The following is a 23,278-nucleotide window of genomic DNA, read 5'->3' on the forward strand; positions in this document are numbered from 1 at the left end:
AGATATTTATGGTTTCTACCAATGAAAATGAATTGGTTTTTCTGCCTTTGGGAGGGGTAGGGGAAATAGGAATGAATTTGGCTGCTTATGGATTTGGTCCAAAGGATTGCCGGGAATGGCTGCTTGTCGATATGGGGGTTAGTTTTGCCGGTCCTGAATTACCAGGAGCAAATCTTATTTTACCAGATATTCGTTTTCTGGAAAATGAAAAACATAATGTGCGTGGTCTTGTTTTGACACATGCTCACGAAGACCACTATGGTGCTGTCCTTGATTTATGGCCAAAACTTCAGGTTCCGCTTTATTGCAGTCCTTTTACAGCGGGGTTATTGGAAAGTAAAAAGAGATCAAATTTTAAATTTCATAAAATTCCATTAAATATTTTTCAAGCTGGTGATTGCTTTCAAATTGGTCCATTTACAATTGAAGCTATTGCTGTCAATCATTCAATTCCAGAAGCTGTTTCTTTGGCAATTACAACATCTTTAGGAAATGTGATCCATACTGGAGATTGGAAAATTGATCATACACCTTCACTTGGACCCGTGACAGATGAAAAAAGATTACGGATTTTAGGAAACAAAGGTATTTTAGCATTAGTATGTGATTCCACTAATGCCCTTCAAGATGGTATATCGCCATCGGAACAACAAGTTCGGGATAGTCTTTCTGAAATCATTTTAAAAGCTGAAGGCCGCGTTGTTATTGCAACTTTTTCATCGAATATTGGTAGAATACGTTCAATTGCTCTTGCAGCAGAATCTGCTGGGCGCCAAGTTCTTTTGGTGGGGCGTTCTATAAAACGTAGTGTTAGTGTGGCACAAGAACTTGGTTATTTGAATAATTTAGCACCGTTTATAACGGAAGATGATTATAGTCACACTCCACGAAAAAATATGGTTTTGGTAGTAACAGGAAGCCAAGGTGAGCCGTGTTCTGCTTTAGCAAAGCTTTCACGAAATGAAATGAGAAATATTGCACTCTCTCCTGGTGATACAATTATTTATTCATCACGTAGTATTCCGGGAAATGAAAAAGCTATTTTTGAGATACAAAATCGTTTCATTGATCAGGGAATTAAAGTAATTACAAACAATGATGCTCTTGTTCATGTTTCAGGCCATCCCCGCCGTTTAGAGCTTCTACAAATGTATGATTGGGTAAAACCGCAAATACTTGTTCCTGTGCATGGTGAGGCTGCACACCTTGTGGCTCAAGCAGCTTTAGCGCGTGAGGCTAATATCAAAACTATTGCTGAAATTAGAAATGGCGATATGCTGCGTCTTGCTCCCAAACCAATAGAGATCGTTGAGAAAGTACCTGTTGGTCAAATCTATAAAGATGGTTACTTGATTGGTAGTGAAGATGAAGTAGGGATTAATGAACGTCGCAAATTAAGTTATGTTGGTTATGTTGCAATTTCTCTCCACATGAATAGTAAGCATGATTTACTTGATGATATTGGTTTTACGGCATTTGGATTGCCTAAAAACGATGGAAAAGGGAAATCATTAAAGGATATTCTTCTAACTGTTGTAGAAAATACTATTAATAATATTCCACAGATTAAAAGAAAAGATAATGAACTTATTCAAGAAGCAACACGTCGGGCTGTCAGAGCAACTGTTAATGAAATTTGGGGAAAAAACCTGTCTGTACAATTTTCCTACATCGCTCAAAATAAAAAGTGCTCTTATAATTATTTCTTTTAGTTAAATTAAGAAAAAAGAATTACTAGGTTAGCTTTATTACTAATATGTATCTGCACTTTACTGAGGGTAAGTAAACTAAAAAATATATCAAATAAAACTTTTATAACATACTGGTTTGTTATATTTGTAAGCTTTCAGAATACAGCTATGATTAATGCATAACATTATTTGAACTTGCTCCAATTTGATGAGCTTAATTAGGAGTTAATGATTTCAATGCGTCTTTCTAAATATTTCATCCCTATTTTAAAAGAAAATCCTAAAGAAGCAGAAATTGTTTCACATCGACTTATGTTGCGTGCAGGCATGATTCGTCAACAAACAGCAGGGATTTATTCTTGGTTGCCATTAGGTAAAAAAGTACTTGATAAAGTTTGTACGATTATTCGTGAAGAACAAAAACAAGCTGGCGCTTTAGAAATATTAATGCCTACGATTCAATCTGTTGATCTTTGGCATGAAAGTGGTCGCTATGACGATTACGGTTTTGAAATGTTACGTATTAAAGATCGCCAAGAACGTGATTTGCTTTATGGCCCAACTAATGAAGAAATAGTAACAGATATTTTTCGTTCATATGTTCGTTCTTATAAGGATCTTCCTCTCAATCTTTATCAAATTCAATGGAAATTTCGTGATGAGATCCGTCCGCGTTTTGGTGTGATGCGTTCACGAGAATTTTTAATGAAAGACGCATATTCTTTCGATCTTGATTATGAAAGTGCAAAAATATCCTATAATCGTATGTTTGTTGCTTATTTACGTACTTTTTCTCGCATGGGGTTGAAAGTAATCCCGACGCGCGCTGATACAGGCCCGATTGGTGGCGAACGTAGCCATGAATTTACTATTCTGGCTGAAACAGGTGAAAGTGCTATATTCTGCGATAAACAATTTCTTGATATTAATGCTCCACTTTTTTCAATTGATTTTACTGATAAAACTGTTTTAACTGATATCGTTAAACAGTGGACAACCTTTTATGCTGCAACGGAGGAAATGCATAATGAGGAAGAGTGGAGTAAAATTCCTAAATCCAATCAGCTTTCAGCACGTGGCATTGAAGTAGGGCATATTTTTTACTTTGGCACTAAATATTCTGTACCAATGGAAGCAAAAGTGATGGGGAAAGACGGAAAAGAACACCCGGTTTTTATGGGATCCTATGGGATTGGTCCCTCACGTCTTGTTGCAGCAGCAATTGAAGCTTCTCATGATGAAAATGGTATCATTTGGCCAAAACCAATAGCACCATTTGATTTTGGTATTATCAACATGAAACCAGATGATAAAAAATGTAACCATATGTGCGAAACTCTTTATCAAGGACTTATACGTGCTGGCTTTGACCCATTGTTAGATGACAGAAATGAACGCCCTGGTGTGAAATTTGCAATAATGGATTTGATCGGCTTACCAACACAAATAATTGTTGGGCCCAAAAGTGCTGCGCAAAATGAGGTTGAAATTAAAGACAGAAAAACAGGTGCTAAAGAATCTCTAACAATTGAATCAGTACTTAACCGACTTTCTACAACTTAGATGGGCAATGTTATGAATGGTTTGAGAAGAAAATGGTTTTCATCTTATGAATGGATGATTTCATTTCGTTACATGATTCCTAATAAAAAACATATGTTTACATCTGTTGTTTCAATCATTTCTTTAATTGGGATTATGCTAGGGGTTTTTGCCTTAGTTGTTGTTATGGCAGTAATGAATGGTTTTCGCACAGAACTTCTTAATCGCATTCTCGGCATGAATGGACATCTTATCGTTCAAACGACTGATTCTGGTTTTTCCGATTATAATACCTTTATTTCTTATTTGGAATCCATAGACGGTGTAAATTCTGCTTTGCCTGTTGTTGAAGGGCAAGCACTTGTTCAGGGTGATATTGGTGGGGGGACTGGTGCTTTGATTCGTGGTATGCGCCAAGAAGATTTGGAGAAGCTTAAAATAGTATCTCAAAATATTAAATCAGGTACACTTGCTCATTTTGAAGAAGAAGAGGGCATTGCAATCGGAAGTGGTCTGGCAGAAAAATTAGGGTTAACAATTGGAAGTGATCTGCGTATTATTACACCAGATGGTGATGTAACACCTTTTGGCGTTATGCCACGTATTAAAGCTTATAAAATAATTGCTATTTTTGAAGTGGGTATGTCTGAATATGACTCAATATTTGTTTTTATGCCTCTTTTTGAAGCGCAAGCATTTTTCAATCTAGGGCAGAAAATTCAATCAATAGAGTTATTTCTTAATGATCCCGATACTGTTGATCAAATAAAGCAGGTAATAGAAAAAGAGATAGATCAACAAGTTTACTTAATTGATTGGCGTATGCGCAATCAGGCTTTCTTTTCAGCTTTACAGATTGAGCGCAACGTCATGTTTTTTATTCTTTCTCTTATTATTCTTGTTGCTGCTTTAAATATTATTTCTGGGCTAATTATGCTTGTGAAAGATAAAAACCACGATATTGCAATTTTACGTACTATGGGAGCACACCAGAGTGCAATCATGCGTATATTCATCTCTACTGGCATGATGATTGGGTGTATTGGAACAATATTGGGGTTAATTTTAGGTGTCATAGCTGCTACAAATATCAATTATATTCAGGATTTTGTATCTTGGCTTTTCAATGTTGATGTTTTTAATCCTCAACTTTATTTTTTAACAAAATTGCCAGCACGCATTGAATGGGGACAAACTGCTATAGTAGCTGTGATGGCTTTGCTTTTATCGTTTTTTGCAACACTCATTCCAGCGTGGCAAGCTTCTAAGTTAGATCCTGTACAAGCTTTGAGGTATGAGTAATGTCTGTTGTTTTAGAACTTGTCGAAATTGAGCGACGTTTTTTTGATAACGACAAACCTTTAATTATTTTAGACAAAGCTAATTTTATTCTTAATCGCGGAGAGCTTGTAGCACTTGTTGCGCCATCTGGTGCTGGAAAATCAACACTTCTTCATATTGCTGGGTTACTGGAAAAACCAACAGCTGGTGATGTTTTGTTGCATGGTGTTTCTTGTGCAAAATGCTCTGATAGTGAACGAACAGCTATGAGACGAAAAAATATCGGTTTTGTTTATCAATTTCATCATTTGTTACCAGAGTTCACAGCTTTAGAAAATGTAATGATACCCCAAATGATAGCAGGATTAAAAAAATCGACTGCAGAAAATCGCGCACTTAAATTATTAACATACCTTCGGGTTTCTCATCGTGCCAAACATCGTCCATCAGAATTATCAGGCGGGGAACAACAGCGTGTCGCTATTGCCCGTGCTATAGCAAATGCTCCTTGTGTACTGTTAGCTGATGAACCTACAGGAAATCTTGATCCTGTAACTTCAGTTTATGTATTTCAGGCTTTATCAGCCCTTGTTCGTCAATCTGGGCTTGCTGCTCTTATTGCAACACATAATTACAGTTTGGCTAAGTTGATGCATCGTCGAATTACAATAAAAGAGAGAAAAATTATTGAACTTCCTTAAAAATACAGTACACCGTTTATTATAGAAAATTAATACTATAGCTGTATGTCTATATTTCACCTATTGAAGAGTTTTTATGACAAATTTTGTAATTGATAAAAACCAATTAAATGCACGGCGTCGGCGATTGATTTTTCGGGCGTGGCATAGAGGCATTCGTGAAATGGATTTAATTTTAGGGCAATATGTTGATTCGCATATCATTGAGATGAGTGATGAAACAATCTCTGAACTTGAATATATTATGTCTTTTGAAGATCGCGATTTACTTATGTGGATTACCGGGGAAATTCCTACACCATCTGAGGTAGATAGCCCGCTTTTTCGTGACATTGCAAATTATCGTATTTGCGCAAATTTTAATTGATCAAAATGTCCATATTTCAAAAAATTATTCTTCCCAAAGATGTGCAAGATTTAATGATTCTTGATGGCATTATTGATGGGTTTGAATCTTTCGCACTTGCTCAATTAAGCTCAGAAATTGCTCAAGATAAGCCTCTTGTTTACATTGTTCGTGATGGAACAAAGATTTCCCATGTACAACAAGTTTTAAATTTTATTGAGCCCAATTTACCTGTTCTTCAATTTCCTGCATGGGATTGTTTGCCTTATGATCGTGTGTCGCCTGGAATAGCCATTACTGCGCGACGTCTTTCAACTTTGGCACATATATCACATTTGCATAAAAATCCACGTTCCGCGATTATATTGACAACAGCAAATGCAATTATTCAAAAATTACCGCCTCGTGCCATAATTGATGATCAGATTATTCATACGAAGATTGGTCAATGTGTTAATATGGATAATCTAATCCATTATTTAGAGCGTAGTGGTTTTGAACGCGTTGCGATTGTGCACGATGTTGGTGAATTTGCTGTCAGAGGAGGAATTATTGATATTTTTTCTCCTAATGATAGTGAGCCTTTGCGTCTTGATTTTTTTGGTGATACTCTAGAGACTATTCGCGTATTTGATCCAATTACGCAACGTACAACAGGCAATAAAACTGAATTTTTTTTACAACCAATGAGTGAGGTTATCCTCACGCCTGAGCGGATCAATCTATTTAAAAATAATTATATTCGTACACTTAGTGTATCACAAAGAAATGATATGCTTTATGAAGCCATTTCTCAAGGGCGGCGTTTTGCTGGTATGGAACATTGGTTGCCGCTTTTTTATGAGAATCTCGATAATTTCTTTGATTATTGTGGTGACGTACCTATTGTTTTTGAGCACCTTATAGAAGAAGTGCTAACTGAGCGCTATCGTCTTATTGAAGATTTTTATAATGTTCGTAAAGAGCAAGAAAACAATGAAGAAAGTAATGCTTCCTATCATCCAATAGAGCCTAACCTACTTTATCTGACACCAGAACAAGTTTTAACACGTGCACAACAATCGGGGCAACGTATTGATTTTATACCCTTCAATGTTCCACAAACCTCTGGACAGACAGTTATTCATACAAATGTTGCACCGGGATATGATTTTGTAAAAGAACGTAATGCGCAGGAAAAAAATGTTTTTGCAAATGTGGTTGATTATATTCTTTCACTACAATCATCTGGCAAGAAGGTACTCTTAGCCTGCTGGAGTGAAGGATCTATGAATCGCTTGTTGCAGATTCTTGATGAATACGGATTAAAAAAAATAGAAATTGCAAAGTCATTACAAGCTGTAAAAGCAACATCACATGATCAGGTATCGGCAGCTATCATAGCAATCGAGCATGGTTTTGAAATTGACGATTTTGTTATTATAGCCGAACAGGATATCCTTGGTGATCGATTAATAAGGTCATCAAAACGGCGCAAACATAATACGCATTTTATCTCTGAAATTGCTACACTAAATTCTGGTGATATTGTTGTGCATGTTGATCATGGTATTGGACAGTTTATCGGTCTTAAAACCATCATGACAGCTGGAATTTTACGCGATTGTCTTGAAATCAATTATGCTGAAGGTGATCGATTATTTTTACCTGTTGAAAATATCGAACTTTTATCACGTTATGGATCAGAAGATACAGATGTAACATTAGACAAGTTAGGTGGTGTTGCTTGGCAAACACGTAAAGCGCGACTAAAAAAACATTTATTGAAAATTGCTGGCCAATTGATCCGTATAGCTGCAGAACGCGCCACACGCTCTGCACCTGCGTTAAGTCCACCAATTGGATTGTTTGACGAATTTGTTGCATGCTTTCCTTATGAAGAAACAGAAGATCAGATAGATGCAATTGATGCAGTTTTAGGTGATTTAGCAGCAGGAAAACCTATGGATCGCCTAATATGTGGTGATGTTGGTTTTGGAAAAACAGAAGTTGCTATTCGAAGTGCTTTTGTTGCTGCATTAAATGGTTATCAAGTTGCTGTTGTTGTGCCTACAACTTTGCTTTCACGGCAACATTACAAGACCTTTATCTCACGTTTTCAAGGGTTACCTGTTAAAATTGGTCATGTTTCAAGGCTTGTAAAAGCTAAAGAATTAGCGCAAGTCAAAAAAGATATTTCAAATGGTAGAATTGATATTGCCATTGGGACGCATGCCTTACTTAGTGAATCAATTAATTTTTCACGGTTGGGGCTTCTTATCATTGATGAAGAGCAACATTTTGGTGTTAAGCACAAAGAACGCTTAAAAGAAATTAAAAGTGATATTCATGTTCTCACACTTTCAGCCACTCCCATACCACGAACTTTAGGACTTGCTTTATCAGGATTACGTGAACTTTCATTAATAGCAACTCCACCCATTGGTAGAATACCGGTTCGGACTTTTATTTCACCTTTTGATGCAGTTGTTATACGCGAGGTATTGCTTCGTGAATATTATCGGGGCGGACAGAGTTTTTATGTTTGCCCTCGTATTTCTGATCTTCCCTATGTAGAAGAATATCTCAAAACACACGTACCTGAACTTAAATTTGCCGTGGCTCATGGTCAAATGCCAGTTACACAATTTGATGATATTATGAATGCATTTTATGATAGGCAATATGACGTACTGCTTTCAACAACCATCATTGAATCAGGTCTCGATATTCCAACAGCAAATACATTAATTGTGCACCGTGCTGACATGTTCGGTCTTTCTTCGCTTTACCAGTTGCGTGGCAGAGTAGGGCGTTCAAAACAACGCGCTTATGCACTTTTTACTTTCCCTGCTGGCAAAGTTTTAACACCTACTGCTGATCGCCGTTTTAAAGTCTTGCAATCTCTCGACACATTGGGTGCAGGTTTCCAATTAGCTAGTTATGATATGGACATTCGTGGTTCAGGTAATTTTTTAGGAGAAGAGCAATCAGGGCACGTTAAAGAAGTTGGATTCGAGCTCTATCAAAAAATGCTTGAAGAAGCAGTTGCTGAATTAAAGGATGGCAAACACAATGAAGATAGTCAATGGTCACCCCAAATTTCACTTGGTATAACAGCAATAATACCAGAAAGTTTTGTGCCTGATTTATCACTACGTATGAGTCTTTACCGCCGTTTAGTAGAACTTGATGATTTGCAACAAATCAATCAATTAGGCGCTGAATTGGTGGATCGTTTTGGTTCTCTTCCAACTGAAGTTCAACATCTTCTTAAGATTGTTTATATTAAAGCATTATGTAAAAAAGCGCATGTAGAAAAACTGGATGCTGGCCCAAAGGGTATTGTTGTGCAGTTTCGTAATAATTATTTTGAAAACAGTGCTGGCCTTATTAAATGGATTGGAGAACAAGGCTCTCTAGCAAAAATCCGACCAGATCAAAGTGTTATTTTTATTCGTGATTGGCCCACAGCTGATGAAAGACTTTCAGGTGCAGAAACGATTATGACACAACTTGCAACAATGACAGAACAACGTCCTGCTTAGTAATTTTGCCATTTGCTAGCTTTTTTAAAAAACATGACCATGATTAATTTGTGGCGCAAATTCTATAAAAATTCGCTTTTTACTCTTTCATACAAACATTTTTGATTCACGATAAAGGCACAAAGTCCTTTCCAATATCTTATAGTATGTTTGCGTAATAATATTATCTTTAAGTTTATAAAATCGTATTCACACTGCATTTTATAGTTTGAAAAACTGCTGTAAAAATATTTTATATCTAGAATATTTCATTTTTCCTCGAAATAACATGAAATAATGTTGTTATATTTATTGCGTATACTTCTCTTTATATGGCCGTTCCTAGACACTACAAGCAAATACCAATTGTGTGAGGCACTATTTTATAAACTAGCAACTAAATCTGATATTCTCCTTTTAAAGCGATTATATGCATTAGGATTTATACAAAGATTTTTATTTTCTATAACTTGTCTTACTATGTACCCGATAAGGTATATTATTATATTGAAATTGTAATTAAAACAGCAGACAGCCCAAAATACTCTGAACAATAAAATCTTTTTTATAAGCCTTGTAATTTAAACGAAATTTAAAAAACGATTATAAAATTGTTTTCATTTGTTTTTTTATTCACGCCACCAAGTTGGAAGATAATACCCATATAAGGATGTATAAATAGGATGTTTAATATATGACCAACGTGCCACTCGTTGTTCAGGCAAATGGTATAACGGTATATAATAGTTACCAGAAATAAGAACTCTATCTAAAGCACGCACTGCTGCAATGAAATTAGTATCTGAGCGTGCATTAAGCATTGCGGTTATCATCGCATCTATAGCAGGATCAGCTGTTCCCGCAAAATTAAAACTTCCTTTCAAATTTCTAGAAGCAGAACCCCAGCGGTTTATTTGTTCATTGCCTGGTGATAGAGAATTTTTTAATTTTGCAATAATCATATCATAATCAAATATACTTAAACGATTTTGATATTGGGTATCATCGACGGTTCTTATCTCAATATTAATACCAAAACGTGATAGTGTACTTTGAAATGCAAGGGCAATTTTTTCTTCATCAAGTGTTTGAGTCATGATCTCAAATTGAAAGGGCAAACCATTTGGAGCAATAACCTTGTTATTTTTTCTTGTAAAACCAGATTCTTGCAAAAGTTTCCAAGCTGTTTGCATGATAAGTCGATCCATACCTGAACCATCTGTTTGAAGAAGACGCCAGCTTCCATCCATCACTTCGGGAAGAACTGTATTAAAATAAGGGGTTAAGAGCTTTTTTTCTTCTTCGCTTGCTGGCTTTCCTACAGATGAAAGTATAGATCCTGCCCAATAACCTTCTGTTCTGGTATAGATATTACTAAAAAGATGGCGATTGACCCATTCAAAATCGAAAAGCATTGATAATGCTTGTCGTACCTTTTTATCTTTAAAAATAGTGCGACGGGTATTAAAAACAAAACCAATAGTATCAGCAGGTGTTCCTTTTGAAAAAGATTCTTTAATAACGCGTCCCTCGCGAACAGCCGGAAAATTATAAGCAAGCTGCCAACGATTTGGATTAGAAGATCCTTCAATAAAGATATCAACAATACCTTTTTTAAAAGCTTCAAAGTGCGCTGTCTCATTTCGAAAATATTCGATTTGAATAATCTCAAAGTTATGCAACCCTTTATTAACAGGAAGATCTTTCCCCCAATAATTGGGATCACGTTTATAGATAATGCGTTCACCAGGATCAGCATGTTCAATAACATAAGGACCACTTCCTGGAATTTTACTTAAACCGTTTTTTTCAAAATCATCAACATTAATAGCATGTTTGGGTAATACTGGCATTACACTTGCTAAAATAAGTGGAAACTCACGATCCTGTGATTGTGGAAAGCGCATCCTTATACAATGATTATTAATTACCTCAATAGATTCTATACGCTTCATGTACCGATCAAACGGAGGTCTTCCTTTGTCTTTAAGAAGATTAACCGTAAATAAAACATCTTCAACTGTTATGAGCTTCCCATCTGAAAAATGTGCTTTTGGATTGATAAAAAAAGTAATCTCTGTGCGTTCGTCATTTAATTCAACTTTTTCTGCTAGAAGAGGATAAAGTGTAAAAGATTCATCACGAGAACGTACCATCATTGTTTCGTAAACAAGGCCAGAGAGTTGCTCATCAGCAAAAAGCCCTCGTGCAGTCGTTCGAAAACTACGAATAACAAAGGGATTTAAGCCATCAAATGTTCCAACAACACCATAGGTGATTTTGCCTTTATTGTTTGCATTGGGAGAAGCATAAGGAAAATATTCAAACTTATCTGGTAATTTTGGTACTCCACGCATTGCAATACCATTTGCAATCACATCATGGCACAGAAGAAAAATTATAAAAGCAAGAGAAAATTTTAAACGATACGAACTGTAGAATAACATTTAATAATAGCGCAATAGTAATTCGTTTATACAAAATTTAGTTTTATTCATTATGCAAAGCATTTTATGAATAAATTTTATCAAAAATAAAGCAATTGAGAAGAAAATAAACCATATAAATTGTACAAAAATTCAATCAATTATTTAATTGTTTTCTTTCTCTAGATTTTGCTTTTCTCTTTGTATATAATGAAAAACACAAAGAAGTGTTATTTTTTGATAATTTTAATACAGTTGATTAAAAATCAACTTAATATCCTTCTATTGGGATCATCATACAAGCACATTGAAAGGATTAACTTAATTATGTCGCATAAAAATACCTATACTGCTATTTCAGTATTAGCTGGAGCCGCTACTTTTTTTCTCATGGCTTATACTCCAGCAGGTGCAGAGAATTTATCTCAAGGTTGGTACAAAGTTTGCAGTAAGCAGAATGACATTAATATTTGTAACACAATGAACAATGTTATATCAGAGACCGGTCAACCTTTGACTGCTGTTAACTTAGTTGAAGTGAAAGGACAAAAGGAAGAAAAGCGTATAGGTATTCAAGTACCTACGAATCGTCTTCTACCAGAAGGTGTTCATATCCAAATTGGAAATGACTTCTCTATGAAAATTCCTTACGTTGTTTGTAATGGGGCAAGTTGTATTGCCAATGATGTTTTAAGTGACGAGTTAGTTTCTGCCATGAAAACTGGTTCGAAAATGGTTATAACTACAACTAATATTCGGGGTGGTGCTAATCCTATCGAATTTTCTCTTAGTGGATTTAAAGCTGCATACACAGGTCCTGGTATAGATGAAAAAACTTTTGAACAAAAACAAATGAAGTTACAGCAAACTATCCAAGCAAAGCAAAAAGAAATTGAAGATCGTATGCGGGCTGAGCAAGAAAAAGCTCAGAAAAAATAATAACAAGTAATATAAAAGGCTTTAAAGGCTTTTTTGTATTTTGTTTATATCTAAAAACGCTATAGAATAATTCTATAGCGTTTTTTAATTGTTTAGCTCTTAGAGAAAACTTTGCGCTTCCACCATCCAATGCGTCCAGTTTTATTTCCCCCCTCAGGCACTGAAGATGTAACAACAGGTTTGGTAGAAACTTGTTCAACAGCTTGCTTTGTTATAGGTTCCTTTTCTGATACTTCAGTTATTTGAGCTGTTTTTTTCGTAATAGTCTTTTTTCGCGTTTGACGTGTTGATTTTTTGTATCTGTTGAGACTTCTTCAGTTATTTCACGAGTTGGTTTATTTTCTTTTTTTGTTTTAGATTTATGAATAGAGTTGGTAGTATTTTTTCTTCAACAGGTGTTGATGTTGTCACGCTTTTATCATTTTCGGGCATTTTTTTGCCTTGAGATGCTTTTCGGGGACGTGCATTACGATTCTTCTTAGCTTTAAAAGAAGCATTTTGTTGCACATTGACATGATGTTTTGCATCAGCGTTTTGTTCATCAAATCCTACAGGTTCAGCAGCTGGAATAGAATATCGGCGATGCGCTGCTTTAATTTCTTCTAAAGCCTGTTTGGCAAATTCTCCGACTGGTTCAGCATAAGGAACACGAGACTGATAAAAACCGTTATTTTGATTACGCCGACCCCTACGATGCCCACGACGACGTCCACGGCGGCGGGTATCCTCATTATTTTGAATATCATCTTTATGAGAGGATGTAGAAAAGTTGTCATGTAATTCACTTTGGCGATTTTTACGCCGACGCCGTTGATTATTTTCAACAGGAAACTCGTCATGAGTCAATTCGCTTTCCATCAAGATTGCATCTTCGTCTTCCTCTTTATCATCATCTTCAATAGCTAATGGAGACAAATGATCTTTTTCTGCCATTGTCCCTTTGGAAATAACTAAATGCTGCGCTCCAACACTATCATCTGCTTCAATACTAATATTAAGCTTAAAGCGTGTTTCTAAATCAACAAGAATATTGCGTTTATGGTTGAGTACATAAAGTGCTATCACCGCAGATGTCCGCACAATGATATTATATTGCGAATTACTAAGAAGATATTTTTCAATTGAGCGCATAACATGCAAGGCAATTGATGATTCTGAGCGTACATTTCCAGTTCCAGCACAATGAGGACAAGGCTGCATTGTACTTTCTAGAACAGATACACGAATGCGTTGACGGCTCATTTCCATAAGGCCAAAATGTGAGATACGACCAACTTGAATACGAGCACGATCATTTTTTAAACAATCTTTCAGCTTTTTTTCAACAAGCTTAATGTTACGATTTTCAAGCATATCAATGAAATCAATCACTATTAGGCCTGCTAGATCACGTAAACGCAATTGACGAGCTATTTCTTCAGCAGCTTCAAGATTGGTTTGTAGCGCTGTTTTTTCAACAGAATGCTCTTTGGTAGAACGGCCAGAGTTTACATCAATAGCGACAAGTGCTTCTGTCTGATTGATAACAAGATAACCACCAGATTTTAAAGCAACTTTTGATTGCAACATTTTATCTAGCTGAGCTTCAATATTGTTACGTGTAAAGATTGGTATATGATCACGATAAGGCTGGACAACTTTTGCATGACTTGGCATCAACATACGCATAAAATCTTTAGCTTCACGATATCCTTTATCACCAGATACGAGAATTTCATTAATGTCTTTATTATAAAGATCACGAATAGAGCGTTTTATTAGATTGCCTTCTTCATAAACTAAATATGGTGCGGTTGATTTAAGTGTTAAAGTACGAACAGTTTCCCATAACCGCATGAGATATTCATAATCACGTTTAATTTCGACTTTTGTTCTATTAGCTCCAGCAGTTCGTAAAATAACACCCATACCTTTTGGAACTGCTAACTCTTTTACAATTTCTTTGAGCCGTTTGCGATCTTGTATATTGGTAATTTTCCGAGAAATACCACCACCCCGTGCCGTGTTTGGCATTAAAACTGAATAACGGCCTGCCAATGATAAATAAGTTGTGAGTGCTGCACCTTTATTGCCACGCTCTTCTTTGATCACTTGTACTAATAAAATTTGACGCCGTTTAATAACTTCTTGAATTTTATATTGGCGCACCGGTTTACGCTGATAAGTAGGGAGTTCTTCAAGAGCATCTTCCGCACCAACCATTTCAATATCATCATCACAAACATTTCCATCAAGTGCTTCTTCTCCATCATCACTTGCTATTGACTCGGATATGATATTGTTTTCATTATCTACAGAAAGAGTACTATGGTTCTTACTTTTTTTTGTTTTTCTTGAACCTTTTTTATTCTGTTTTATTTCCTCAACAAGATCATCTGCTTGATTTTCATCAATAGCAGCTTTCTCTTCCTCTTCAAGAAGAGCAAGACGATCAGCAATAGGAATTTGATAATAATCAGGATGAATTTCTGAAAATGTTAAAAAACCATGGCGATTGCCACCATATTCTACAAAAGCTGCTTGAAGTGACGGCTCAACACGCGTGATACGTGCGAGATAAATATTCCCCTTAAGCTGTTTTTTATGTTCTGACTCAAAGTCAAGTTCTTCAATTTTGTTGCCGTGAACAACAACAACACGCGTTTCCTCCGGATGGGAGGCATCGATAAGCATTTTGTTTGACATAAGTTAAAATCCTAAAGGCGACACGCACAACTTTATCTAAACAAGCATTATCATTACTTGCAAATATAAAAGGCTGTCTGCCGTAAAAGGGGGGTGCCGACATAACATAATGGATTTTCGTTCGCAAACACGTTACAGCGTTTACGATATTTACAATTATCAGTTCCATCTGTTTTGTATGACTCACGTTTTTACAAGTCTCCGGCAAAACAATTTTGAAAATAGTTCGGATATCCGAACCAGCGAATTTAAAATAACATAATCCTGCTTTTTAAGGTATGAAGACTTATCACCTATAAAAAGCCTAAACGCATAATATACGATAAACCTTCAAAGATAACTTAACAAAATTATTGATAATTTAAGTCAACAATAGATGGTTATATCGCTTAAAGAGCGTAAATATTCTTTTATGTTGATATCATGCTTTTGGCAAGTAACAAGTATAAATACGCACCATTATAATGCATCCATCCTCTTAGTTTGATTTTTTTTGATAGTTGTGGTTAAAAGATTCAACATTTATGAAAGAAGGCCAAGATCGATTATTGAAATAATATAACCTATATTTACAGTGTAATTTTACACAATAAAACCAACTTATTAATACAGAAAAAGTGTTTTGCTTAAATGATTAAACAATTCTCCGTCAGAATGCTGAAAGCAGTCTATTGGAATGTTATTTGGTATTTTATATGCTGTTTATCCTTTTTTTTGATATTTCAAACATATATTCAAGGTGCGGATGCGTTAAAACTTATTAACCTGCGGACAATTGGTGATAATACATCTACACGTATTATTGCAGTTTTTAATGCTGAACCAAATTTCCATTTACAAATTTCTGACAACTCCTCACGTTTGGTTATCAAGCTACCTCTAGTTGATTTTTCAACACAAAATATATCTTCAAATAAACAAAATATACTATCAAGTATGCTATCTGATGTACATTATAGTTCTTCCGATACACAAACCTCATATATCACTCTGACAAGCAAAACCTCTTTTATTATTGAAAATAGTACAGTGCAAAAATTAGAGAATGGTTTATGGCAGCTGTTGATTGATATCACCCAAAATACACAGAAAAAATTGAATGAAATTTCGACAAAACAACAAAAAGTCGACCAAAATATAAAAAAACAATCCAATCCAAAGCATCATTTTCATGTTGTGCTTGATCCTGGTCATGGTGGAATTGACAGTGGTGCACAAGGCATTACTGGAATCTTAGAAAAAAATATAACATTAGCTTTTGCACGTGCATTGCAAGATGAATTAGAAAAAGACTCTGATATTAATGTAACTTTAACACGTGATTGTGATGTGTTTCTAAGGTTAAGTGAAAGAGTTAAAAAAGCACAAAATTTTAATGCCGATCTTTTTATATCTATCCACGCAGATAGTATTAACATTCCTTCTCTTCGTGGCGCTACGGTCTACACCTTGTCTGATAAAGCATCTGATGCAATTGCAAAAACTTTAGCTGAAATTGAAAATAATGCAGATCTTCTTGATGGACTGCCTGCAGAAGAATCGCATGAAGTCACAGATATTTTGATTGATCTGGCTAGACGCGAAACTCATATACTTTCGCTTAATTTTGCTGATCTTATTATTTTAAATTTGTCAAATAATAATATTAATCTGATCAAAAATCCTCATAGATACGCTGATTTTCAAGTTTTAAAAGCTCCAGATGTACCTTCTGTATTGATAGAAATAGGCTATTTATCTAATAAAGAAGATGAGAAATTATTGAATAATTCTCAATGGCGGAATCAAATAGTTGTTTCTCTTGCACATTCTATTCGTCAATTTGCCCAGTATCGGAAGGAAATTATGCAGTTTCCTTAAATATTTGAAAAAGTAGAGTATTGATATTAAATTTTAATAACAAAATAATAGAGATTAAGCTTGCATTTATTTCAATTTAATAACACCTAGTAATGATAAAATTAAAATATGTTTCTTTTGATCAATTTTAAAGAAAGCGATATTCGTTTCAATGATGACTTTTTTTAGATATCTGCTTAGTTCTCTTACAGCTCTTGGATTTTGTGGAGTTGTAGTATGGACAGCAATGACGAGTAGCCAAGCTGATGAACTTCCTGATTATGAGGTGCTCTCATTGTATGAACCACCTGTGATGACGCGTATTCATGCAGCCGATGGTCGTCTTATGGCAGAATTTGCAACGAAACATCGCCTCTATTTACCAATCGAATCAATTCCAAATCTTCTTAAAGAAGCTTTTATTTCAGCTGAAGATAAAAATTTTTATAACCATTTTGGTTTAGATCCCGAAGGTCTTTCTAGAGCTTTAATTAACAATATCATTAATATCGGTTCTGGTCGACGTCCAGAAGGAGCATCAACCATTACGCAACAAGTTGCTAAAAATTTCCTTTTAAATTCAGAAGCAACGTTTGAACGTAAGTTAAAAGAAGCTATTCTTGCTATACGTATTGAGAAGACTTACTCTAAAGATCATATTCTTGAACTTTATCTTAATGAAATTTATCTGGGTCGTGGTACTTATGGTGTCGCAGCAGCTTCATTGACTTACTTTAATAAATCTGTCCACGAACTTACTTTAGAAGAATGCGCTTATCTGGCAGCTCTTCCTAAGGGACCAGGAAATTATGATCCATTTAAAAATACACAACGCGCTATTGAGCGACGTAATTGGGTTATAGACCGGATGGTGGCAAATAGATATGTAACACCAGAGCAAGGTAAAGAAGCTAAAGAAAAACCCTTAGGAGTAAAAATACGTGGTAGCGATAGTTATGTTTTTGCTGCTGAGTATTTTACTGAAGAAGTACGTCGTCATTTAATGCATCACTATGGTGCTACAATACTTTATGAAGGTGGTCTTTCAGTTCGTACAACACTTGATCCGCATTTACAGCTTATTGCGCGGCGTGCTTTGCAAGATGGTTTAATTAAATTTGACCATTCACGAGGGTGGCGTGGAGCTTATAAACATATCGATATTACAGATGATTGGGGCATAGCACTTGCAGATATCACTGGACTAAGTGATGTGCCTGAATGGAATTTAGCAGTTGTTCTGTCTTCTAGCACTGATAAAATAGAGATAGGTTTGCAGCCAAAGCGTGAAAATTCAGGTTTATTATCAAAAGAACGGGCAATTGCTGCATTATCTATAGAGCAATCAAAATGGGCATTGAATGTTATTGGCGAAAATAACCGTCGAACAACTGCTCAAAATTTATCAGATGTTCTACATGTTGGTGATGTCATTTTTGTTGAAACAATATCAAATACAGACAATGTCTATCGTTTGCAACAAATACCAAAGATTGAGGGGCCATTGTCGCGATGGAGCCTCATACAGGACGAATTCTTGCAATGGTTGGTGGTTTTTCTTTCTCTGAATCCGAATTTAATCGTGCAACACAAGCTTATCGCCAATCTGGTTCTGCATTTAAGCCTTTTGTTTATGCAGCAGCACTGGATAATGGATATACGCCAGCATCAGTAGTCTTGGATGGTCCTGTTGAAATTCTTCAAGGTAATGGTCAAATTTGGCAACCAAAAAACTATGGTGGTACTTTTGCGGGACCTTCAACATTGCGTTACGGTATTGAACATTCTCGTAACCTTATGACCGTACGGCTTGCACATCATATGGGAATGCCATTGGTTGCTGAATATGCAGAGCGTTTTGGAGTTGCCGATAAATTGCCGCCTTATCTTTCCATGGCTTTAGGATCTGGTGAAACAACAGTTTTACGGATGGTAACAGCTTATTCAGTTATTGCAAATGGAGGGCATTCGATTAAACCTTCTTTTATAGATCGAATTCAAGATCGTTATGGAAGGACTATTTACTATCATGATGATCGTCTTTGTGAAAATTGTAATGTTCAATCATGGAATAATCAAAACGAACCAACATTAATTGATGAACGAGAGCAAGTTCTTGATCCTATGACAGCTTATCAGATTACATCAATGATGGAAGGAGTTATTCAGCGTGGAACCGCTGCACGTTTGCGTTATCTTAACCGGCATATTGCTGGCAAAACAGGTACGACAAACGACTCGAAAGATGTTTGGTTTATAGGATTTACACCTGATCTTGTGGTTGGTGTTTTCATTGGCTATGATCAACCGACTTCATTAGGACGCACTGAAACGGGAAGTTCATTGGGAGCGCCTATTTTTGGAGAATTTATGCAAGCCGCTCTGAAAGACAAACCAAATGTACCATTTAAGATACCAAAGGGTATGATTTTAATGAAAATTAACCGTAAAACCGGTATGCTTGCTACAGCTGACGATAATGATGTTATTTTGGAAGCATTCAAACCGGGAACTGGTCCTGCTGATGTATATCAGGTCATTGGTGAAACTAATTCCTTCCAAGAAGGTATTCCAACAGTAACCACTTCTCCACAGGTTAATAAAGCCCTTCAGAATGGTTCTGGTGGATTATATTAATTAAAAAGTAATTTTTTGATATGGTAGATAACTATGAACAATGTTCAATTATTTCTATGCTGTAGCTATAATCAGATAAGTTTATGAGAGCATAATATCCATTCTTATTGCTATAATTGATATAAAATAAAAGAATTTGTAACAAAAAAATTAAAACTAAGGGGTTAAATTGTGCGCGCAGAAATAGAAACATTGGTTGATGAAATACAGCAGGCTATTAAATTGCTAAGGAGGCATCTTTGACTGGGATCAGTCATTAAAACGTCTTGAATATCTCAACCAAAAAGCTGAAGATCCGTCACTTTGGAATGATACACAACAAGCGCAAGATATGATGCGTGAGCGTCAATGTCTTGAAGATTCAATAAATGGTATTCGATTATTTACGCAAACACTTGAAGAATGTATTGAATTAATTGCAATGGGTGAAGAAGAAAGTGATGAAGAAATTATCACTGATGCAGAAAATACAATACGTAAACTTAAAAGTGAGATAGATAAACGGCAAATTGATTTGCTTCTTTCAGGAGAAGCAGATTCAAACGATACTTATTTAGAGATTCACGCTGGGGCAGGGGGGACAGAAAGCCAAGATTGGGCTTCTATGCTTTTACGCATGTACATCCGCTGGGCTGAACAGCATAAAATGAAAGTTGAGGTATTAGAAATTCATGACGGAGAAGAAGCTGGTATAAAATCAGCTACAATTCTCGTAAAAGGGCATAATGCTTATGGTATGCTAAAAACAGAATCAGGTGTTCACCGCTTAGTACGCATTTCACCTTTTGATTCGAACGCAAGACGTCATACTTCTTTTGCAAGTGTTTGGGTTTACTCCGTTGTTGATGATAATATTGAAATTGATATTTCAGAATCAGATATCCGTATTGATACCTACCGTGCATCAGGAGCTGGAGGACAACATGTCAACACAACAGATTCTGCGGTTCGTATTACCCATATAAAAACGGGTATTGTTGTTCAGTGCCAAGTAGAGCGTTCTCAGCATAAAAACAGAGCAACAGCTTGGTCCATGTTGCGCGCACGCCTTTATGAAGAAGAGCTTAAAAAGCGTGAAGCAGAAACCAATGCTATTGAGGCTTCTAAAACGGAAATTGGGTGGGGGCATCAAATTAGATCTTATGTTCTTCAACCCTATCAACTTGTTAAAGATTTGCGCACAGGTGTTGAAAATACTGATCCACAAACTGTCCTTAATGGTAATTTAGATGCGTTTATAGAAGCAGCGCTCGCTCAACGTGTTTACAAACAAGACCCCGTAATTGAAGAAAAGACTGAGTGATGATACCAATCTATCATATTAAAATCTTCACTGGTATTATTACTCGATCTATTAATTTTTAATCTATATATCAAATCATTAATTGGTAAAATTGAATTAAATCCAGGATTAAACATTGGACTCTTATCAAGAATATTAACTGAATTCGCAACCATTAATGAGATAATGCACGCGCAGCGGTTAAAACATTTTCGGCATGTCCAGATACATTAACTTTGCGCCATTCTTCTGCTATTTTTCCTGTTGCATCAATGAGAAAAGTGCTCCGCTCAACCCCCATATACTTACGCCCATACATGCTTTTTTCAACCCAAACACCGTAAGCTTCAAGTGTAACTTTTTCCTCATCTGAAACAAGGATGATATCAAGTTCATGTTTTGCTTTAAATTTATCATGTTTGCTAACATTATCTGGAGATATACCAATAATGATAACTCCTATTTTATCAAACTCTATTTTTAATCGTGTAAAATCAATTGCTTCACTTGTGCATCCGCTCGTATCATCTTTTGGATAAAAATATAAAACAACTTGCTTTCCTCGAAGATCAGAAAGACGTAATTGCCCTCCACCATCACGTGGCAAATCAAAATCAGGGGCGATATCACCTTTCGTTGGTCTTGTCATTGCACTTTCTTTCTTTTTTATACAAGTATCAAATTTTTAGATTACATAACGCAGTAGCGCTTTATTATATACGATAGTATTATTATTATGTCATAATTGAAATGATAAAAATGAATTATGAGAACCTGATTATTATAAGAAGTTAAAACTTTTATGATTTAACAAAATATAAGAAATTATAAAAAGAGATCAAGAATAGAGATAGCTTATAACGGCTTAATCAAGACATGCTTCTTCTTACCAAAGGAAAGCTTAATTACTCCTATTTCACTGACATCATCTTCCACAATAAGGCGTGTTTCATCTTCAACAATTTTATCATTCACACGTACACCACCACCTTGAACATGTCGGCGTGCTTCACTATTGGACTTGGCTAATCCTGCTTGTACTAAAAGAGAAAGCAATCCAGTGCCTATTTTTAATTCTGTAGCGTTGATTTCAATAGTTGGGAGATTATCTGCAAGTGTTTTTTCTTCAAAAGTCTTACGTGCAGTTTCTGCAGCTGCATCAGCAAGAGCTTTTCCGTGTAACATGGCTGTAATTTCTGTTGCAAGAATCTTTTTTGCTTCATTAATTTCAGTGCCTTGTAAAGTGGAAAGTCTGGCAATTTCATTCATTGGTAACGTCGTATACAGTTTTAAAAACCGTATAACATCAGCATCTTCCGTGTTGCGCCAATATTGCCAAAACTGATAAGGTGAAAGCATATCTGAATTAAGCCATATTGCACCATTCAATGACTTGCCCATCTTTGCACCAGAGGAAGTTGTAAGCAGTGGTGAGGTTAATGCATATAACTGCGGCGCTCCCAAGCGATGTCCCAATTCAATGCCGTTGATAATATTACCCCATTGATCTGAACCACCCATTTGCACACGTAATCCATAGCGCTTATTAAGTTCAACAAAATCATAAGCCTGCAAAATCATATAGTTAAATTCAAGGAATGATAAAAAATTCTCACGTTCAAGCCTGAGTTTAACAGAATCAAATGATAACATACGGTTGACTGAAAAATGTTTTCCTATATCACGCAAAAATTCTAGATATTTTAAATCGCACAACCATTCAGCATTATTGACAATGCGTGCATCAGTTTTTCCGTCACCAAATGTTAAATAATTAGCAAAAACTTTTTCAATGCCAACGATGTTTTTAGCAATATCATCATGTGTTAAAAGACGCCGCGCTTCATCTTTAAAAGAGGGATCACCGATTACACCTGTTCCACCCCCCATTAAAACAATGGGGCGATGACCTGTCTTTTGTAGCCAATGAAGCATCATAATTTGAAGAAGACTTCCAGCATGAAGGCTTAAAGCAGTGGGATCAAATCCAATATAAGCAGTTACAATCTCTTTTGAAAAAAGATCATCTAGGCCTTTTTCATCTGAAATTTGGTGGATAAAACCACGTTCGCTCATAATATGTAAAAACTCAGATTTAAAGGCAAACATGGATTTTTTCCTAATAAATATTACTATCCGTTTTTATAGCTGAAAGCTCATCACTATTTTTTACAAATGGTACGTACATAATTCACAAAGAAACTAAAAATGTTAAGCCAATAAAGGACACATGAAAGAAACTTCAAGAAAATGACATTGATATATTTTGCTTAAACTATTTTCTGTTCATATCATTAATTGCACAACATAGTTTTGTATTTATAAAAAAGTACACTACAAATTCAAAATACTTCTTACGAAACGCCGTTTAGCCACTAGTATGATCTTTTTCTTTTAATACTT

General features: G+C 35.6%; 13 protein-coding genes and 2 pseudogenes. 11 read left to right on the forward strand and 4 right to left on the reverse strand.

Annotated features, from left to right (window positions below; genetic code table 11):
- Positions 1-8 precede the first annotated feature (8 nt).
- The 6 genes and pseudogenes from BscR1v2_RS03615 (at position 9) to mfd (ending at position 9,088) form a co-directional block, all read left to right on the forward strand.
- A pseudogene (locus BscR1v2_RS03615) lies at positions 9-1,684 on the forward strand (ribonuclease J).
- Positions 1,685-1,928: 244 nt separating this feature from the next.
- On the forward strand, positions 1,929-3,254 hold the full coding sequence (gene proS / locus BscR1v2_RS03620) for a proline--tRNA ligase (RefSeq protein ID WP_078690312.1): 1,326 nt from the start codon (positions 1,929-1,931) through the stop codon (positions 3,252-3,254).
- 12 nt (positions 3,255-3,266) lie between these two features.
- Complete coding sequence (locus BscR1v2_RS03625) at positions 3,267-4,535, forward strand: lipoprotein-releasing ABC transporter permease subunit (RefSeq protein WP_034990123.1); 1,269 nt, start codon at positions 3,267-3,269, stop codon at positions 4,533-4,535.
- Positions 4,535-5,215, forward strand: a complete 681-nt coding sequence (locus BscR1v2_RS03630; protein ID WP_078689772.1) for an ABC transporter ATP-binding protein — start codon at positions 4,535-4,537, stop codon at positions 5,213-5,215. Before BscR1v2_RS03625 ends, BscR1v2_RS03630 begins: the two co-directional genes overlap by 1 nt.
- Positions 5,216-5,291: 76 nt before the next feature.
- Positions 5,292-5,582 carry an FAD assembly factor SdhE gene (locus tag BscR1v2_RS03635; protein WP_010703780.1) on the forward strand — a complete coding sequence of 97 codons (291 nt, stop codon included), beginning with the start codon at positions 5,292-5,294 and terminating at the stop codon, positions 5,580-5,582.
- A 5-nt stretch (positions 5,583-5,587) separates the two neighbouring features.
- Positions 5,588-9,088 carry a transcription-repair coupling factor gene (gene mfd, locus BscR1v2_RS03640; RefSeq protein WP_078690313.1) on the forward strand — a complete coding sequence of 1,167 codons (3,501 nt, stop codon included), beginning with the start codon at positions 5,588-5,590 and terminating at the stop codon, positions 9,086-9,088.
- 608 nt (positions 9,089-9,696) lie between these two features.
- Here mfd and BscR1v2_RS03645 read toward each other — a convergent pair.
- A complete protein-coding gene (locus tag BscR1v2_RS03645) occupies positions 9,697-11,514 on the reverse strand; it encodes an extracellular solute-binding protein (RefSeq protein WP_078689773.1) in 1,818 nt (605 codons plus the stop codon).
- Between the two features lie 306 nt (positions 11,515-11,820).
- Between BscR1v2_RS03645 and BscR1v2_RS03650 the strand changes: the two genes are divergently transcribed.
- Positions 11,821-12,432 carry an invasion associated locus B family protein gene (locus BscR1v2_RS03650; protein ID WP_010703783.1) on the forward strand — a complete coding sequence of 204 codons (612 nt, stop codon included), beginning with the start codon at positions 11,821-11,823 and terminating at the stop codon, positions 12,430-12,432.
- A 111-nt stretch (positions 12,433-12,543) separates the two neighbouring features.
- Positions 12,544-12,678 carry a hypothetical protein gene (locus BscR1v2_RS08545; RefSeq protein ID WP_257787972.1) on the forward strand — a complete coding sequence of 45 codons (135 nt, stop codon included), beginning with the start codon at positions 12,544-12,546 and terminating at the stop codon, positions 12,676-12,678.
- Between the two features lie 72 nt (positions 12,679-12,750).
- On the opposite strand, the gene BscR1v2_RS03655 is transcribed toward BscR1v2_RS08545, so the two are convergent.
- The gene (locus tag BscR1v2_RS03655; RefSeq protein ID WP_472255909.1) at positions 12,751-15,117 is read right to left on the reverse strand and encodes an Rne/Rng family ribonuclease; all 2,367 of its coding nucleotides are present in this window, start codon (positions 15,115-15,117) and stop codon (positions 12,751-12,753) included.
- A 630-nt stretch (positions 15,118-15,747) separates the two neighbouring features.
- Here BscR1v2_RS03655 and BscR1v2_RS03660 point away from each other — a divergent pair.
- The 3 genes and pseudogenes from BscR1v2_RS03660 (at position 15,748) to prfB (ending at position 20,896) form a co-directional block, all read left to right on the forward strand.
- Positions 15,748-16,977: an N-acetylmuramoyl-L-alanine amidase family protein gene (locus BscR1v2_RS03660; RefSeq protein WP_078689774.1), complete on the forward strand. Its 1,230-nt coding sequence runs from the start codon at positions 15,748-15,750 to the stop codon at positions 16,975-16,977.
- A 151-nt stretch (positions 16,978-17,128) separates the two neighbouring features.
- Positions 17,129-19,593: pseudogene (locus tag BscR1v2_RS03665) on the forward strand (penicillin-binding protein 1A).
- A 171-nt stretch (positions 19,594-19,764) separates the two neighbouring features.
- Positions 19,765-20,896, forward strand: a protein-coding gene (gene prfB, locus BscR1v2_RS03670) for a peptide chain release factor 2 (RefSeq protein WP_141638321.1) whose coding sequence is annotated in 2 segments (ribosomal slippage) — positions 19,765-19,833 and positions 19,835-20,896 — 1,131 coding nt in all. Because the reading frame shifts where the segments join, the coding sequence is not laid out codon by codon here.
- Between the two features lie 154 nt (positions 20,897-21,050).
- On the opposite strand, the gene BscR1v2_RS03675 is transcribed toward prfB, so the two are convergent.
- Together BscR1v2_RS03675 and tyrS are read right to left on the reverse strand one after the other, a co-directional pair.
- Positions 21,051-21,524, reverse strand: coding sequence for a peroxiredoxin (locus BscR1v2_RS03675; RefSeq protein ID WP_078689776.1), 474 nt, complete (start codon positions 21,522-21,524; stop codon positions 21,051-21,053).
- 206 nt (positions 21,525-21,730) lie between these two features.
- On the reverse strand, positions 21,731-22,984 hold the full coding sequence (gene tyrS / locus BscR1v2_RS03680; protein WP_078689777.1) for a tyrosine--tRNA ligase: 1,254 nt from the start codon (positions 22,982-22,984) through the stop codon (positions 21,731-21,733).
- Positions 22,985-23,278: the final 294 nt, after the last annotated feature.

Source organism: Bartonella schoenbuchensis R1 (assembly GCF_002022685.1).
Classification (GTDB): Bacteria; Pseudomonadota; Alphaproteobacteria; order Rhizobiales; family Rhizobiaceae; genus Bartonella; species Bartonella schoenbuchensis.